The organism is Pseudoscardovia suis, from assembly GCF_002797875.1.
GTDB classification, from domain to species: domain Bacteria; phylum Actinomycetota; class Actinomycetes; order Actinomycetales; family Bifidobacteriaceae; genus Pseudoscardovia; species Pseudoscardovia suis.
Window position 1 is genome coordinate 642,632 of the sequence record NZ_PGFC01000001.1, and the last position, 16,496, is coordinate 659,127.

At 65.7% G+C, this 16,496-nt stretch carries 10 protein-coding genes; 3 read left to right on the forward strand and 7 right to left on the reverse strand.

The genetic code is table 11. From position 1 onward, the window contains the following. The first annotated feature begins 65 nt into the window (after positions 1-65). Positions 66-1,472, forward strand: coding sequence for a DUF349 domain-containing protein (locus tag CLV65_RS02420; RefSeq protein ID WP_094691775.1), 1,407 nt, complete (start codon positions 66-68; stop codon positions 1,470-1,472). A 241-nt stretch (positions 1,473-1,713) separates the two neighbouring features. Here CLV65_RS02420 and CLV65_RS02425 read toward each other — a convergent pair whose 3' ends face one another. The 3 genes from CLV65_RS02425 to CLV65_RS02435 form a co-directional block, all read right to left on the reverse strand. Next, on the reverse strand, positions 1,714-4,083 hold the full coding sequence (locus tag CLV65_RS02425; RefSeq protein WP_094691858.1) for a RelA/SpoT family protein: 2,370 nt from the start codon (positions 4,081-4,083) through the stop codon (positions 1,714-1,716). Positions 4,084-4,278: 195 nt separating this feature from the next. Further along, positions 4,279-4,770, reverse strand: a complete 492-nt coding sequence (gene dut / locus CLV65_RS02430; protein WP_094691859.1) for a dUTP diphosphatase — start codon at positions 4,768-4,770, stop codon at positions 4,279-4,281. Then, complete coding sequence (locus CLV65_RS02435; RefSeq protein WP_094691776.1) at positions 4,767-5,060, reverse strand: DUF4193 domain-containing protein; 294 nt, start codon at positions 5,058-5,060, stop codon at positions 4,767-4,769. Before CLV65_RS02435 ends, dut begins: the two co-directional genes overlap by 4 nt. A 176-nt stretch (positions 5,061-5,236) precedes the next feature. On the opposite strand from CLV65_RS02435, the gene sepH reads away from it, so the two are divergent. Then, the gene (gene sepH, locus CLV65_RS02440) at positions 5,237-6,319 is read left to right on the forward strand and encodes a septation protein SepH (protein ID WP_094691777.1); all 1,083 of its coding nucleotides are present in this window, start codon (positions 5,237-5,239) and stop codon (positions 6,317-6,319) included. A gap of 222 nt (positions 6,320-6,541) precedes the next feature. Here the strand turns inward: sepH and CLV65_RS02445 are convergent, their stop codons facing one another. Next, positions 6,542-7,837, reverse strand: a complete 1,296-nt coding sequence (locus tag CLV65_RS02445) for an alkaline phosphatase family protein (RefSeq protein WP_094691778.1) — start codon at positions 7,835-7,837, stop codon at positions 6,542-6,544. Positions 7,838-7,951: 114 nt separating this feature from the next. On the opposite strand from CLV65_RS02445, the gene CLV65_RS02450 reads away from it, so the two are divergent. Further along, positions 7,952-10,675, forward strand: a complete 2,724-nt coding sequence (locus CLV65_RS02450) for a DNA gyrase/topoisomerase IV subunit A (RefSeq protein ID WP_094691779.1) — start codon at positions 7,952-7,954, stop codon at positions 10,673-10,675. A gap of 180 nt (positions 10,676-10,855) precedes the next feature. Here CLV65_RS02450 and CLV65_RS02455 read toward each other — a convergent pair whose 3' ends face one another. The 3 genes from CLV65_RS02455 to CLV65_RS02465 all read right to left on the reverse strand — a co-directional run bounded on the left by CLV65_RS02455 (position 10,856) and on the right by CLV65_RS02465 (position 16,436). After that, positions 10,856-12,865 (reverse strand): SEL1-like repeat protein, encoded by a 2,010-nt coding sequence (locus tag CLV65_RS02455; protein WP_244569241.1) that lies wholly within the window; start codon positions 12,863-12,865, stop codon positions 10,856-10,858. A gap of 235 nt (positions 12,866-13,100) precedes the next feature. Next, entirely contained in the window at positions 13,101-13,847 is a 747-nt protein-coding gene (locus CLV65_RS02460; protein ID WP_094691781.1) for a histidine phosphatase family protein, read from the reverse strand. A gap of 216 nt (positions 13,848-14,063) precedes the next feature. Then, positions 14,064-16,436, reverse strand: coding sequence for a DNA gyrase/topoisomerase IV subunit B (locus tag CLV65_RS02465; protein ID WP_094691782.1), 2,373 nt, complete (start codon positions 16,434-16,436; stop codon positions 14,064-14,066). Positions 16,437-16,496 lie beyond the last annotated feature (60 nt).

The window sequence follows — 16,496 nt, forward strand, 5'->3', positions numbered from 1 at the left end:
GGCGCCGGGAAAGGCCCGCCGGCCTCATGGTATTTCCTCCCTCACCTACCTCCAAGGAGATGACTATGTCCGAACAGACTGTCACCACGCCCGATAATGAATCCGCCTCCACCCCCAAGCCCGCCGCTCCCAAGGCGACGGCAGCCAAGCCGGGGCCCCATCCATCCCCTGCTGCGTTTGCCAAGAAGGCGGCCTCGGCAACGGTGAAACCGGTGTCGACGACGTTCTCCGACGAGGATGTGCGAGATGCCGAGAAGTTCGGCCGCGTGGCGGACGACGGGACGGTGTTCGTCAAGGACGGGGACGACGAGCGTGCCGTCGGCCAGTATCCGGACGCCGAGAAGGAGAAGGCGCTGGAGCCTTACGCCAAGCGCTATCTGGAGCTCAAGACCAAGCTCGACCAGTTCGCCGCGCGCCTCGCATCCTCCGCCATCAAGCCCGGCGAGATCGGCAAGACGCTGCAGCAGCTGCAGTCCGAGGTCGCCGAGCCGCAGGTGGTGGGCGATCTCGAGGCCCTGCGCAAGCAGTTCGGCGAACTGAAGGTCGCCGGCGAACAGCGCAAGCAGGAACTCGAGAAGCAGCGCAAGGAGGCCTATGCGAAGGCCCTTGCCGAGCGCACGAAGATCGTCGAGGAGGCCGAGCAGATCGTGGCAGGCCTTGGCGACAACACGAACTGGCGCGACACCGGCGACAAGCTGCAGAAGGTGTTCGAGGAATGGCAGCACCACCAGAAGACGACGATGCGCCTCAACAAGTCCGACGCCGACGCCCTGTGGAAGCGTTTCTCCGCCGCTCGCTCCACGTTCGCCACGCGCCGCCGCAAGTGGAGCCAGGCGCGTGACGCGCAGCGCGCCGAGGCGAAGGCCGCCAAGGAGCAGATCATCAAGGAGGCCGAGGAGATCAAGGACTCCACGGATTGGGGCGAGACGTCGCACAAGTTCAACGAGCTGATGGACCGTTGGAAGCGTTCGGGCCACACCGGCCGCCAGGAGGACGACGCCCTGTGGGCGCGCTTCCGCGCCGCCGCTGACACGTTCTTCAACGCCCGCCAGGCCGATCGCGACAAGATGAACGAAGGCGAAAAGGAGAACCTCGCCAAGAAGGAGGAGCTGCTCAAGCAGGCGCAGGCCCTTGTGCCGGTCAAGTCCGCGAAGGAAGCCAAGCAGGCCCGCCAGGCGCTGAGCAAGATCCAGGAGCAGTGGGACCAGGTCGGCTTCGTGCCGCGTTCCGACGTGCATCGCATCGAGTCCGCCCTCGACGACGTCGACCGCCAGATCAAGTCGGTTGAAGAGGCCGAATGGAAGAAGACGGATCCGGAGACCGAGGCGCGCAAGTCCGACTTCGAACGCCAGCTCGAGGACCAGCTCGCCGAGCTTGACAAGAAGATCGCCGCCGAGACCGATCCGAAGAAGAAGGCCGACCTCGAGGCCGAGAAGGCGACGAAGGAGAAGTGGCTGTCCGTCGTCAAGTGACGTGACACCTGCCGAGGAAGTTCCCGGCAGGGAAAATTCCCCGGCAGGTCACTCCCCTGTCGGGCTCCCGCCAACGCATGAATAAGCCTCCCGCATCCTGTGTCTTGTCAAAGGATGCGGGAGGCTTTCTTTTGTCGATGCACTGCCGTCCGCCCGGCGCCATCCGGCACCGGCATGCGCAGAACCGCATGCGCGGCACCCTCCATGTGCGCCAACCGGCACGTGTGGCGGCTCGCGCGCCTTAACGGATGTTGCGGATCTTCAAGGAATCCTGGGACGACTGGCCGGTGAGCCGGTAGCAGTCGAACACGCCGTCGATCTTGCGAATGTCGGCGAGCAGCCGTTCGAGGTTCTTGGGGTCGGCCATCTCGAACGTGAACTGCGAGATGGCCACACGGTCCTCGCCGGTGGATTGTGAGCCGGAGAGGATGTTGACGCCATGGTCGGAGAGCACCTTCGTGATGTCGCTGAGCAGATGGCCGCGGTCAAGGGCCTCGGTCTGGATCTTGACGAGGAAGTTGCCCTTGTCGCCCGTCCACGCCACTTCTACGATGCGGTCGGGTTGCGTCGCCTCAAGGTTGAGGATGTTGACGCAGTCGGCGCGATGCACCGACACGCCCTGCATGCGCGTGATGAAGCCGACGATCTTGTCACCGGGAACGGGCATGCAGCAGCGGGCGAGCTTGACCCACACGCCTTCGACGCCCTTGACGGAGACCCCCACGTCGCCCTTGTGCGAATGACGCGGCGTGGAGGGCAGCACGGTGTGCTCGACCTCCTTGACAGCCTCTTCGGAGCTGGAGTCCTTGACCATGTGGGCGATGACGTTCTGCGCGGAGATGGCGCCCTCGCCAATGTTGGCCAGCATGGTGTCGGAGTCGGGGAATCCCAGTTCCTCGGCAACGCGCGCCACGGAGGCGGGCGCCATGAGGATGTTCACCGGCATGTTGCGCTTGCGCATCGCGTGCGTGAGGTCGTCGCGACCGGCGTCGATCATCTCGGTGCGGCGTTCCTTCGTGAACCACTGGCGGATCTTGTTGCGCGCCTTGGGGCTCTTGACGAAGCTGAGCCAGTCATGCGACGGTCCGGCGTTCTCCGCCTTCGACGTGAGCACCTCGACGGTGTCGCCGTTCTGCAGTTCCGTGTCGAGCGGCACGAGCCTGCCGTTGACGCGCGCGCCCATCGTGTGGTGGCCCACCTCGGTGTGCACGGCGTAGGCGAAATCGACCGGCGTGGCGTGCGCCGGCAGCGGGACAATCTTGCCCTTGGGCGTGAACACATACACCTGCGCGGAGCCAAGGTCCTCCTTGAGTGTGCCAAGGAACTCATCCGAGTCCGGCGTCTCGCTCGTCCAGTCCGCCAGCTGCTGGATCCACTTGAGGTTGTCCGCCTCGCTGAGCTCCTCGCGGGACGCGGAATCCGCGGACTGCAGTTCCTTCTCACGCTGGCGGTCCGAGTTGTCCGGCTTGCTCAGCGCACGCCCGGCCTGGCCGTTCTCCTTGTACTTCCAATGCGCGGCGATGCCGAATTCGCTGCGGCGGTGCATCTCCCACGTGCGGATCTGGATCTCGACGGGCTTGCCGCCCGGCCCCACGACGGTCGTGTGCAACGACTGGTACATGTTGAGCTTGGGCATGGCGATGTAATCCTTGAAACGCCCCGGCACCGGGCTCCAGCGCGCATGCACGGCGCCAAGCGCGGCATAGCAGTCGCGGATCGAATTGACGATGATGCGCACGCCCAGCAGGTCGTAGATGTTCTCGAACTCGATGCCGCGCACGACCATCTTCTGGTAGATGCTGTAATAGTCCTTCGGCCTGCCGGTGACGTAGGCGTCGATGCCTTGTGCCTTGAGGTCCTCTTCGATCTCGTCGATGACCTGCTTGAGATAGACCTCGCGCTGACCGGCGCGATGCTTGACGAGCAGCACGATCTCGTTGTAGATCTTCGGCTCGAGTGTCTTGAAGCTCAGTTCCTCCAGCTCGGTCTTGATGGCGTTCATGCCCAGACGGTTGGCCAGGGGCGCATACACGTCGAGGGTCTCGCGGGCCTTGCGCTGGGCGCTCGAGGTCTTGACGTAGCGCCATGTGCGGGCGTTGTGCACGCGGTCGGCGAGCTTGACCACGAGGACGCGCACGTCGCGGCTCATGGCGACGACCATCTTGCGGATCGTCTCGGCCTGCGCGGACTCCCCCACGTCCATCTTCGTGAGCTTGGTGACGCCATCCACGAGCCCCGCGACGGTGTCGCCGAATTCCTCGCGGCATTGGTCGAGCGTGTAATCGGTGTCCTCCACCGTGTCGTGGAGCAGTCCGGCGGCGACGACGGTGGGGCTCATGCCCAGGTCGGCGAGCGTCTGCGCGACGGCGAGGGGGTGGATGATGTAGGGCTCGCCGGATTTGCGTCGCTGCGAGCTGTGCTGCTTGACGGCGCGCGCATAGGCCCGGCGCAGTATGGAAAGGTCGACGTTGGGATGGTGTTCGCGGCACATCTGCCAGATGGGAAGCAGCGGGTCGGTGGGGTCGGCGCTGATCTCGCAGCCGAGTTTGCTCGAAGCGATGCTCGTGCCCGGGTCGCTCTGCGCTCCCCTGCCTTGTGCCCGCGCGTCCATGGCCGCCTTGCGCATCGGGGCGGCATCCTCCGCCGCGCCCGTGGCCTCCGTGTGCTTCTCCTCGTCCATGTCGATGTCCCTTCCGGTAATCGAAACGCCGCGGCGGGGCATCCGCCCCGCCGTTTCACTCCATCATAACCAGCCGCTGCACCCGCCGCGTCCCGGAAGGCGACGGCCATGGCGCAACATAGCCGTTTACAGCCCTGTCGAGCCGAATCCCCGTTCCGCCCGGTCGGAGCCAGGCAAGGTGGTCGCCGGAACGAAACGCGCCTCCACGTAGCGTTGGATGACCATCTGGGCGATGCGGTCGCCCTTGTGGAACACCGCGGTGGTGTGCGGGTCGAGGTTGATGAGCGGCACCTTGATTTCGCCACGGTAGCCCGCGTCCACGGTGCCCGGAGCGTTGAGGACCGTCACTCCCTGCTTGGCTGCGAGGCCGGAACGCGGGTGCACGAGCGCCACGTAGCCGGCGGGCAGCGCGATGGCGATGCCGGTGGGCACGAGGCGGCGTTCAAACGGGGCAAGGGAGAAATCCTCGGCGGCGCGCAGGTCCACGCCTGCGTCACCGGCGTGCGCGTAACACAGACGGGCGTTGTCCGCGCCGCCTTCGCCGTCGCCTGCCGCGGACAGGTCCTTGACGAGGACCTCCACGTTCTCGGGCTCGCAATAGGTGTCGTCGTACATCAGGCGGCGCACTCCTTGCACACCATCTGCCCGTCAGGCGTCGTGTATGCAAGCTGGGTGCGGTGCTTGACGAGGAAGCATTCGGAGCACACGAACTCGTCGCCCTGCATCGGCACGACGGTCACGGATGTGTCCTCGTTGCTCAGGTCCTCGCCCGGCAGCTCATAGCTTTCGGCGATGGCGTTCTCGTCATCGTCCATGTCGGTCGCCTGATTCTGGCTGTCTCCGCTCAGCGCCTCGACGGCTTCCTGATCGTCGTCCTTGTTGCGGGGAGCATCGTAATCCTGAGCCATGCCAGTCCTTTCGATGTATGGTCTGTATCACATATACGCGGCATAGAATACACGATTTGCGGACATGCACACGCAACATTTCGCCTTTTGCACCCCAATTCGGCCACAAATGCGAAAAAACCGGTTCGCAATGGATAATATGAGATAAGAATTTCACGGAAAGTTGGTGCAAAGGCATGGCCGAAGATTCGTTGCAACGCGCAAGCTTCGTTCGCACGGACGAGAACGGGCTCCTCGAGTTCCGCGTCGACGACGGACGGTTGATCTGCGTCGAGGTCACGGATGAGCTCGAACGCGGCATCATCGAGTCGAAACAGATCGTCGCCGAGCTCAAGGGGACGCCGTCGCCCCATTCCGAGAAGGCGCTGCCCATCTCCACGATTCAGACGCTGCTGCGCGCCGGGGAGGACCCCGCCGACGTGGCCAAGGAATACAACATCGGCGAGCCTCTCGTGCGGCGCTTCGCCAAGCCGGTGGAAATCGAGAAGAAATACCAGATAGACCAGTTCCGCCACAGCCACATGCCCGGCTCCACGATCCCCCATGAGACGGTGGAGTCCGCGCTTCAGTCGCAGCTGTTGCAATCGGGTGTGCGTTTCACCGACGTGGCGTGGAGCGCGACCCGTCACGGGCGCGACCCATGGCGCATCCAGGCGAGCTTCCCGCAGTCGGGACGCACATACACCGCCGAATGGTCGTTCGACACGATCCACGGCAACATCACATGCCTCGACCAAGTGTCCAAGAGACTGTTCAGCCGCACGCAGGCGACCGCCGCCCCCACGGAGGAGGAAAGCGCCGTGCAGGCATCGGCGGAGCACGATGACGACGCCCCGTCCCGCGCTGCCGGCGCCGCGCAGGCACAGGGCGCGGGCAGCGCGGCGCCGCATGACGGCGCTTCCATGGGCACGCCCCACGCCCCCGTGGAGGACGACATCGTCCGTCGCGGCGGCCGTCTCGCCGCACAGGACACCGCCGCGGAAGCATCCGCCCCGATATCCGATGCGCACTCGGCGTCCGTTGCACAGGGGGCACGCCCGAGGTCTTCGCAAGCGTCTTCGCAGACGACGGATGACGCTCAGACAGAGCGCATCCCCGCGACCGGCGAGAACCCCGCCTCCCCCATCCCTGCCACAGCAAGTGCAGCAGACTCAGAGGCAACCGGTGCCGCCGCCCCGTCGCAGCAGGCTCAGCAGGCGCAGCCCAAGAAACAGCGCCCGGTGTTCCGCAAATGGGACGACATCATCTTTGGTGAGTGAACCGGGTGAGTGAACCGGACGAGCGAACCGCCTGCAGGGAGCCGCACGCATCCTGACGCTGATGGGCGCCGCAGTGCCGTTGTCAGATGGCAACAGCATTACGGCGCCCATCAGCATTGCCGGCGCCCGCCGGTAGGGAGAATCCCGCAGTCCAAGCGGTTCCCGTCAGTCCGAGCGGTTCCCGTCAGTCCGAGCGGTTCCCGTCAGTCCGAGCGATCCCCGTCAGTCGATGTAATCGATGAGGAACGGCACGTCCGTCTCCATGACGGTGGCCGAACCGTGCACGCTGGGCAGTCGCGTCGCCCTGTCCGTCTGGAATCGGGAATCCACGATCGTGACCCTGTCGTTCGCGGCTGCGATCACGTCGCCGATCATCGGCTCCACCTCGGGACGCACCATGCCATACAGCCCGGCGTCAATCGCCTGGCGGCGTGTCCCGACCCACGCTCGCTCGCCCAGATAGTCGCGCCAGCGGTCGGCGACGTCGCGGGGGTCCACGTCAGGATTCACATACAGCATGGGGGCGCGCGGCTCCCCTCCCACCAAGGCGACCCCCTGGGAAAGCTGCGGCGTGGCGGCGATGTCAATGCGCTGCTGCGGGTCGGTCTGCACCATGCCGTGATCCGCCACGACGACGATGAGCGTGTCCCGCGGCACTTCGCGCCGCAGAAGCCCCAAGCATCCGTCGACTTTCTCGAACGCCGCGATCCACTGCTCCGACTCCCACCCGTAGTTGTGGCCGGCTTTGTCGCACTCGTTGAAATACAGGTAGGTGATCCCCGGTTCGCGGCTTGCCTCGGCGGCGGCGCGCACACGGTCGTCCATCGACCGCATGCCGTGGTAGTCCGCCCCGTGGAATGCGGCCTCCGTCAAAGCCGATCCGGCGAACTTAGGCAGTCCGATCGACGTGACGCGCATGCCGGTGCCGGCGAGCGCCGAAAACATGGTGGGTTGCGTCTGCAGCTCCTGGGGGCTCATCGCGTCACGGAAGGCGATGAGCTGGCAGATTTTGCCGTTGCGCGGGTTGAGCTGCGAATACCCGGTCATGCCGGTGAGACCGGGGCATGTGCCGGTGCCGAACGTGCCCATTGCCGCGACGGTGGTGGCGGGAAAGCAGGTGCTGATGGGGCGGCTGCCGGCGCTGTCGTCCAGAAGGTTCCTCAGGTATGCTGCGTGGCCGCGGCGCAGCGTGAGGTTCCAGAAGCCCAGGCCGTCCACGAGCACCACGATGGCGGCGCGGGCGTGGGGAAGGCCGAGCTCGACCCGCAGCCGTTCCGGATCGGGGTGGATGCGGGTCGGCACGGGCGCTCCCAGCGCGGCGCTGACCGCCGGGAGCACGCACCCGAGGTGCCGGGCTCCCACGTATCGTGTCAATCCATGCCGCTTGCCTTGTTCCGTGGCTGCATTGCCCACGGTCTGCCCTGTCGTCGCGGCGTTGGCGCGGCTTGCGTCGTCGTATCGCGCGACGGGCCGCAGTTCATAAAGTCCCTCGTTCTCACTGTCGATCTGGCTGTCCATGGTTCCCCATTGAAGCACCGCGCCTGCCCATCGCGCTCCTCATGCGGCGGCGTAACCCGCCGCATGGGCGCATGAGTGTGGTAGTTTTTTGGGTTGGAACCTTGAAGGAGCAGCATGGCACAGCGCACCAAGAAAGCATCGGCATACGACCCCAGGAAGGTCGACGAGCATATCATCGACACACCGTTGAGCGAGGAGATGAGCACGTCGTTCCTCGAATACGCGTATTCGGTGATCTATGCGCGCGCCCTGCCGGACGCCCGCGACGGCATGAAGCCGGTGCAGCGCCGCATCATCTATCAGATGGGCCAGATGAACCTCACCCCCGACCGTCCTTACATGAAGTCCGCGCGCGTGGTGGGCGAGGTCATGGGCAAGCTGCATCCGCACGGGGATTCCGCCATCTACGAGGCGATGGTGCGCCTGGCGCAGCCTTTCGCCATGCGGCTGCCTTTGGTGGACGGGCACGGCAACTTCGGCTCCCTTGACGATGGGCCGGCCGCATCCCGTTACACGGAGGCGCGCCTGGGACCGGCGGCGCTGGCGATGAACGCTGCCATCGACGAAGACACCGTCGACTTCACGCCCAACTACGACAACAAGCTGCAGGAACCCACCGTCCTGCCTTCCGCCCTGCCCAACCTTCTGGTCAACGGCGCGTCCGGCATCGCCGTGGGCATGGCGACGAACATGCCCACGCACAACCTCGCCGAGGTGATCGCCGCAGCCAAGCATCTGATGCACCATCCCGACGCCACGGTGGACGAGCTCATGGAATACGTGCCCGGCCCCGACCTGCCCGGCGGAGGCATCGTCATGGGTCGCGACGGGATCCGGCAGGCGTATGAATCCGGCCGCGGCATGTTCATCACCCGCGCGCGCACGCACGTGGAGAACGTCACGGCGCGCAAGAAGGCCATCGTCGTCACCGAGCTGCCGTTCATGGTGGGCCCGGAGAAGGTGCTCGAGAAGATCTCCGAAGGCGTCAAGAACAAGAAGCTCGACGGGATTTCCAGCGCCATCGACCTGACGGACCGGCACAACGGCACGCGTCTTGTCATCGAGATCAAGACGGGCTTCGACCCGCAGGCGGTGCTCGCGCAGCTGTTCCGCCACACCCCGCTCGAGGATTCGTTCGCCATCAACAACGTGGCGCTCGTGGGCGGCCGACCTCACACGATGGGCCTCAAGGAGCTGCTCGACGTGTGGGTGGAGCATCGCCGCGACGTCATCACCAGGCGCAGCGAATGCCGTCTGCGCAAAGCACAGGAACGCCTGCACTTGGTGGAGGGCCTGCTGCTCGCGCTGGTGGACATCGACCAGGTGATCGCCGTCATCCGCACGTCCGACGACGCAGAACAGGCGCGACGCCGGCTCATCGACACGTTCGACCTCGACGACACGCAGGCGCAGTACATCCTCGACCTCCGTCTGAGGCGCCTGACGAAAATGAGCCGCATCGAGCTCGAATCCGAGCGCGACGACCTGCGCGCCCGCATCAACGAGCTCAACGGGATACTGGGGTCGCAGTCCAAGCGCGACGCCGTGGTCGAACAGGAGATGGACGAAGTGGCCGCCCGTTACGGCACGCCGCGGCGCACCGTGCTGCTCGACATGAACGAGGACGGTTCCATGACACCCGTCGTCTCGAAGGCGGAGGGGTCGCCGGCGAAGGCAGCGGGAGCGGCGCTGGCCACGGTGGCGGCATCCGCTTCGGCAACGGTGACACGAGAGGACGCCCTTGGCTCCGCACAGCTCGACGACGACCCGTGCGTCGTGATGATGGGCGGCGACGGACTCGTGGCACGCGCCCCGATAGCGGCGTGGGACGCACTGCACGCCCGCTCCTCTTCGACGCCGCGCATCCCCGGTGACACAATCACCTCGACGGTGCGCACGACCACGCTGTCGACATTCGGAATCATCACGTCCGCGGGCCGTCTGGTGGTGGCGCACGCCGCCGACCTGCCGGCGCTCAAGGCTCCCGAGGATTCCGGTGCCGTGAGCGTGGCGGGCGGCGTGAAGGCCGATGACCTGCTGGGGGCCACACAGAGCACGGATCCCGTCGAAGGCGAACGCGCCATCTGCGTGGTGGCGCTCGCCCCGTACCACGTGCCGGCTCACGACACGGACGGCACGAAAGACACGGACGGCGCGGGCAATGCCTCCGCCGCGCAGGATGCGTCCAAGGCGGAACCGGCGCCGCTGCCCCCGCTGGCGTTGGGAACCCGCAACGGCGTGGTCAAGAGGTGGAACCGGGAATCCCCGACCACGATGGACTCGTGGTCGGTCATCGACCTCAAGGACGGCGACGAGGTCGTGTCCGCCGCCGATGCGCCGGATGACGCGCGCCTCGTCTTCATTTCGTCCGACGCCAACCTCCTGTCGTTCGACGCCGCGGCCGTGCGGCCGCAGGGACGCACAGCGGGCGGCATGAACGGCATCCGACTTGCAGACGGCACCCATGTGGTCGCTTTCGCCGCCGTGCCGGCGAACGAGGTCGCGTGGTCGTACGAAACGAACGACGAAGGCCTGAGCAACGGTTCGGGCGCCGTGGTGCTCACGGTCGCCGGTGACAGCGACGCGCTGCCCGGCATGGATCCGGGAGCCGCCAAGATCACGCCCCTCGAACAGTACCCCACGAAGGGACGCGGCACGGGCGGCGTGCGCTCGCAACGCTTCCTCAAGGGACAGAACGCCGTGCTGCTCGCCCATGTGGGCGCATGGCCGCTCTTCGCGTCATCGCAATCGGGCGCCGCGGTAGACCTGCCGCCCGTGGACATGCGCCGCGATGGTTCGGGCACGGACCTTGCCACGCCCATCGTCTTCGTGTCATGAGGCGTTGTCGGCCGTCAGCTGACCAAGCTCAGCTGACGGCCGACAATGAGAATGCCGCCGGAGGTTCAATATCTCCGGCGGCATTTTCATATGGGCGTTCGTTGCCATTGTTCCAACGGCGATGGCTGGCAGCGGCATGCCACGCGGCGCCCCCCTCACGATCGCTTCTGATGCCTGCCGTCAGTGGCGGGAGATCTCCTTCGTGCTTTCGTACACCGCGGCCTCGCGCAGCACGTTCGCCATCTGCGCGTCCTGCGGCACACCCAAACCCTCGTCATACAGGTCCGCCAGGCGCATCATCGCATGCACTTCGCCGGATGACGACGCCTTGGCAAGCAGATCCGCGCCCTTCGTGTAATCCTGCGGCACGCCCCGCCCGTCGACGTACATGGCGCCCAGGCGCCACTGTGCGGTGCGGTCGCCATGCGCCGCGGCCTCGGTGTACAGGTCCTTGGCATGGTCAAGGTTCTGCTCGATTCCCATGCCCTGCTCATAAAGCACGCCGAGGTTCGTCTGTGCCTTGGGGTCTCCCAGTTCGGCGGCGCTGGCAAACCAGTCGAACGCCATGCCATAGTCGCGTTCCACCCCGTCGCCGAAGGCGTACATCATTCCCAGGTTCGTCTGGGCACGCCCGTCGCCATGCGACGCGGCCTCCTGATACAGGTCCATGGCCTGCCCGAAATCCTGTCGCACGCCATTGCCCCGCTCATACAGCACGGCGAGGTTGAACTGTGCGTCGGTGTCGCCCTGCTCCGCGGCCTTGGAATACCATGCCGCCGCCTGCGCGGGGTTCTTCGGCACTCCGTAGCCCAGCCGGTAGATGTCGCCCAGCGCGCCCTGCGCGATGGCGAATCCCTGCTGAGCCGCTTCCCAGAACCAGTAACCGGCCTTGCGGAAGTCACGCTTGACGCCCCTGCCTTCGTAGTAGGCGCGCCCCAAAGCGGTCTCGCCGTGAGGAAGGCCCTGCTGGGCGGATTTGCGGAACCAGCGGACGGCTCCCTTGTAATCATGCTCGCGCCCGATGCCGGTGTACAGCATGATGCCGATTTTGAACTGGGCGATGGCATTGCCGCGTTTGGCGGCGCGCGTGAAGTATTCGGCGGCTTTGTCCAGGTCCTGTTCGCCAGCATTGCCGTTGAACAGCAGCGTGCCGATTCCCAGTTCGGCTACGGCGATGCCAGCGCTCGCCGCTTTGGTGAACCAGTGCGCGGCCTTCTTCACATCCCGCCGCACGCCCTTGCCGGCATCATAAAGCAATCCCAGGTTCGCCTGGGCGCACGCGTCGCCGGATTCCGCGGCGCTGTGGAACAGTATCGCCGCCTGGCGCGGATTGGGGTCAACGCCTCCGTCTCCTCTAAACAGCATGATCGCCAACGCGTTCTGTGCAGCCGCATTGTGCTGGTCCGCCGCCTTGCGATACCACTGCAAGGCGCTGTGGTCGTCCTGCGTGACGCCCACGCCCAGCGCCAGCATGTCGGCGAGCGTCACCTGCGCCTTGTCATCCCCGTCCTGCGCAGGCTGGCGGTATGATTCCGCGACCTGCACCGCCCTGACGGCACGCGTCACATCCTGTATGCGCGCCGTGAGCATGGACACGCCGTCATTGCCCTCGCTGGGGTCCTTCTGCTCTTCCGTGGCAACAACATCCGAAGGGTTCGGGCAATCCTGCGTTCCGGAACGCTGTCCCGCGGTTGGCTGCTCTGCTGTGGACTGCCCTGCCTTCGGCTGGAGTTCTTCGCCGCCTGCCGCGCCGTCTTTCTCGTCTGTGGCAATGACCTCGGGGTCGTTGGGATCGTCCTCAGGGTCGGGCACCCACAGCTCTGCCGGCATGAGATCGGCGGGGATGGCGTATTCGCGGGCGAAGTCGAAAGCCGGGAATGCCATCGTGTCGCGGGATATCCGGGCGTGCTGCGGGGTGATGCGCTGGTTCTCGTCCTCGTCGTGGCGCGACAGCGCGTCGGATGCCAAGCCCAGCACGCTCAATCCGGTCTCCAAGCGGCTTTCATGGACGTGACGGCTGTCTTGCGTGGGAATGGTGGAATCCGACGGTGCCTGCGAATCCGACGGTGACTGAGAATCCGAGCGGGCGGCATCAGCATCGGCCGAGACGGCGTTCTCCGTCCCCGACGGAGGCGTTGCCCCATTGGTCGGCTCATCCGTCATGCTGCTGTCGGATTGACCTTGTTCCACGATCTTCAAGTCCCTTCCTTCGCACGCTTGCGCGTGACGTGCGATCTCCACGGCGAATTGTGTTCTCTGCACTATGGCATCGTGTGTCGGCATCGTGTGTCGGCACCATGTGACGGCACTATGCTGCGGCACCATGCTACGGCACGCTCTCCCGCCGTTCCACACTTTCGTTTCATTGTAAGCCATCGCCGCGGCATAACCAATGCAGTGGTCGGACGACCAGCCGCCAGGCGTCTCAACGCCCGGCGAAGGGGTTCTCCCACTGGGGCGTCATCGCGAGCGCCGGTCCCCTGTTGTAATACATGAGCCGCCACCGGGGGTCGCCGCCGTTGGGTTCGTATGGCACGAGCTGCGCCCAATGGTCGTTGCGCATCGTCGAGAAATTCGCTATGCCGCCCGTCGTGCCCACTGGTTCGAGCATGTGGTCGATTGTTTCGGCGATGCACGCCCCGTGCGAGAAGAAAACGATCGTCTGGTCCTCGCCTGCGCGTGCAGCCCAGTCGTTGATCGCTTGCATTCCGCGTGTGCCCAGGCTGTCGCGTGATTCGGCGCCATGCCTGAGTTCACCGCCTTTGCCGTCCCTCCAGTCCGCGTAATCGCGCGGGTAGTCGTGCTTGGCGTCCTCGAGGCGCACGCCCTCCCATTGCCCGAACGAGCGTTCGCGCAGCCGGGGGTCGAGATGCACGTCGAGCCCCCACGGGTCGGCGAAGCTGTGGGCGGTGCTGGCGGCGCGCGATAGGTCGGACGCCACGACGAGGACGTCCGCCGCGGGGTCGAACGCAGGGCCGTCGCCGGCGATGGGTGCGCCGCTGGCTGGGGCTATGCGTTCGTCGGCCTCAAGCAGCTGGCGCAGCGCCTCACCGGTGCGTTCCGCCTGCCACATGCCCACGGCGTCCAGCGGAATGTCGATCTGGCCTTGGAACCGGTTCTGTGCGTTGTACGCGGTCCTTCCGTGCCGCACGAGGATTATCTGGCGGACCATGGTGGCCTTCCTTCCTGGCGTCTGCCTAACGCCTTTTGTGTCATTCCTTCTGCGTCATTTCCGACGGCCATGTCGTTTTCTGATGGCCATGTCGTTCCCTGTTGGATGCACCGGCAGCCTGCCGGCGTGGCCGCCCAGCGGCAGCCTGCCGGTGTGGCCGCCGCTGGGCGGCCGGGTCTCCTTCCCCGCCTTGCGCCGCGTGTGCGCGGGCGGATGTCATGCGTCGATGTTCGAACGGTCGAAGTCCTCTGCATTGTCGATGATGAACCGACGGCGCGGAGGCACGTCGTCTCCCATGAGCAGTTCGAACACCTGCGAGGCGCGGGCGGCGTCCTCGAGGCGGATCCTGCGCAGCGTGCGGGTGCGCGGGTCCATCGTCGTGTCCGCCAGCTGGTCGGCGTCCATCTCGCCAAGGCCCTTGTAACGCTGCACATCGGGGTTGAAGTCGATGCCTTTGCGCCTCAGGTCCTCGAGCTTCGTCTGCAGTTCCTCCTCGGAATACGTGTATACGAACTCGCCTTTGTGCCGTCCCGCGAGCGCTATGCGGTGCAACGGCGGCACGGCGGCATACACGTGCCCGGCCTGCACCAGGGGGCGCATGTAGCGGTAGAACAGCGTGAGCAGCAGCGTGCGGATGTGCGCGCCGTCCACATCGGCGTCCGTCATCATGATGACCTTGTTGTAGCGCGCCTGCGTGATGTCGAACGTGGCTCCGGAACCGGCGCCCACGACCTGTATGATCGCCGAGCATTCCTTGTTGGCAAGGATCTGCGCGGTGGATGCCTTCTGCACGTTGAGGATCTTGCCGCGGATCGGCAGCAGCGCCTGGAACATGGAGTTGCGCGCCGCCTTGGCAGTGCCGAGGGCGGAGTCGCCCTCGACGATGAAGAGCTCGGCGATGTCGTCGTTGCCCGGCTGACAGTCCGAGAGCTTGGAAGGCATGGATGCGGATTCAAGGGCGTTCTTGCGGCGGGTGACCTCCTTGGTCTTGCGCGCCTGGATGCGCGCGTGCATCTCGCCGGCGATCTTCTCGAGCACGCGGGAGGATTGCTCCTTGTAGCCGCGCTTGCTGCCCGAGAGCATCTGCCCTATCTGTTCGTCGCACATGCGGGTGATGATCGGCTTGACCTGCGCGGTGCCCAAGGCGTCCTTGACCTGGCCTTGGAACTGAGGTTCGGCTATGCGCACGGTGACGACCGCCACCAGGCCGGTGGTCACGTCGTCGCGTTCGACCTTCGTCGAGGAATCCTTGAGGTTGACCTTGAGCTTGCGGGCGTTGGCCTCCACATACTTGCGCACCTGCTTGACGAGGGAGTTGAGGAAGCCGTCCAGATGCATGCCGCCGCCCGGTGTCTCGACGACGTTGACGAAGCTGCGGATCGTCGTGTCGTAGTCATCCACCCAGCGGAAGGCGATGTCGACACCGCACGTGCGCGTCACCATCGTGGCGTGAAGGTCGCCGCTGGCGTCCACCGCCTGGGTCTCCTCCTCGTAGGTGTCCTCGCCGTGCACGTGCCACACGTCGCACACGGGCGCGCCGTGCGAAAGGAAGTCCACGAAGTCGACGACGCCTCCTTCGTGCAGGAATTCCTGCACGCGCGGGTGCGGGGCGACCGCGGCGTCGGCCTGCTGCGGGGCGTCAACCCCATCGGCGTCCGCTACGTCCTGCGCGTCGGCGGAGGCATCAGCCTCTGCGTCGGCATCGCCAGCGGAGACATCGGCATTGGCATTGGCTGCATCAGCGGCGTCCTGTTCCCCTTCGGTCGCCTCGATCGCCTGTGCTGCGAGCGTCGGCGTGGCGTCCCCGTCCACTTCCAGACGGTCATCCTTGGCGACGTCCCCGGTCGGGTCGACGTTTTCGTCGATGACAATGATGCGCAGCCCCGGCACGAGGAACGTGGTCTGGCGCACACGGTCGATGAGCTGGTCGTATTGGAAGCGCGCGGTGTCGTTGAAGATCTCGGGATCGGACCAATAGCGTATGCGCGTGCCGGTGTGCTTGCCGCGGTATGTGCCGACGACGCGCAGCTGCGTCGGCCGGCCTTTGCGCGTCTTCTTGAACGGGGAGTCGGGGGACGGCGCCTCGGGGTCGGCATCCGTGTACACGCCGGGATGGCCTTGGTGGAATTCCATGCGGTATGTCTTGCCGTCGCGGTCCACTTCCACGTCCAGGCGGGTGCTCAGGGCGTTGACCACGGAGGAGCCCACGCCGTGCAGGCCTCCGACCGCGTTGTAGGCGCTGTTTCCGAACTTGCCGCCGGCGTGGAGCTTCGTGAGCACCACTTCCACGCCGGACAGCCCTGTCTTGGGCTCGACGTCGACGGGGATGCCGCGGCCATTGTCCTCCACGGTGATGGAACCGTCGCGGTGCAGCGTCACGGTGATGCGGTCGCATGCGCCGGCGAGCGCCTCGTCGACGGAATTGTCGATGATCTCCCACAGGCAGTGCATGAGCCCCTGGGTGTCGGTCGTTCCTATGTACATGCCGGGGCGTTTGCGCACGGCGTCGAGACCTTCGAGGACGGTGAGGTCCGCCGCGTTGTATTCCGGTTCCTTGTGCTTGGCCTGCTTCGATTGTGCCTGTGCCACGTGCTTCCTTCCTCATGCCGCGCGCCGCTGCAGCGCGCCGCCGATGGAAAAGCCCGCCGA

Bases quoted from the DNA above. Each gene is read 5' to 3' on its own strand.
- CLV65_RS02450 (WP_094691779.1), top strand. From the start codon at position 7,952: ATGGCACAGCGCACCAAGAAAGCATCGGCATACGACCCCAGGAAGGTC.
- CLV65_RS02445 (WP_094691778.1), bottom strand. From the start codon at position 7,837: ATGGACAGCCAGATCGACAGTGAGAACGAGGGACTTTATGAACTGCGG.
- CLV65_RS02460 (WP_094691781.1), bottom strand. From the start codon at position 13,847: ATGGTCCGCCAGATAATCCTCGTGCGGCACGGAAGGACCGCGTACAAC.
- sepH (WP_094691777.1), top strand. From the start codon at position 5,237: ATGGCCGAAGATTCGTTGCAACGCGCAAGCTTCGTTCGCACGGACGAG.
- CLV65_RS02435 (WP_094691776.1), bottom strand. From the start codon at position 5,060: ATGGCTCAGGATTACGATGCTCCCCGCAACAAGGACGACGATCAGGAA.
- CLV65_RS02425 (WP_094691858.1), bottom strand. From the start codon at position 4,083: ATGGACGCGCGGGCACAAGGCAGGGGAGCGCAGAGCGACCCGGGCACG.
- CLV65_RS02420 (WP_094691775.1), top strand. From the start codon at position 66: ATGTCCGAACAGACTGTCACCACGCCCGATAATGAATCCGCCTCCACC.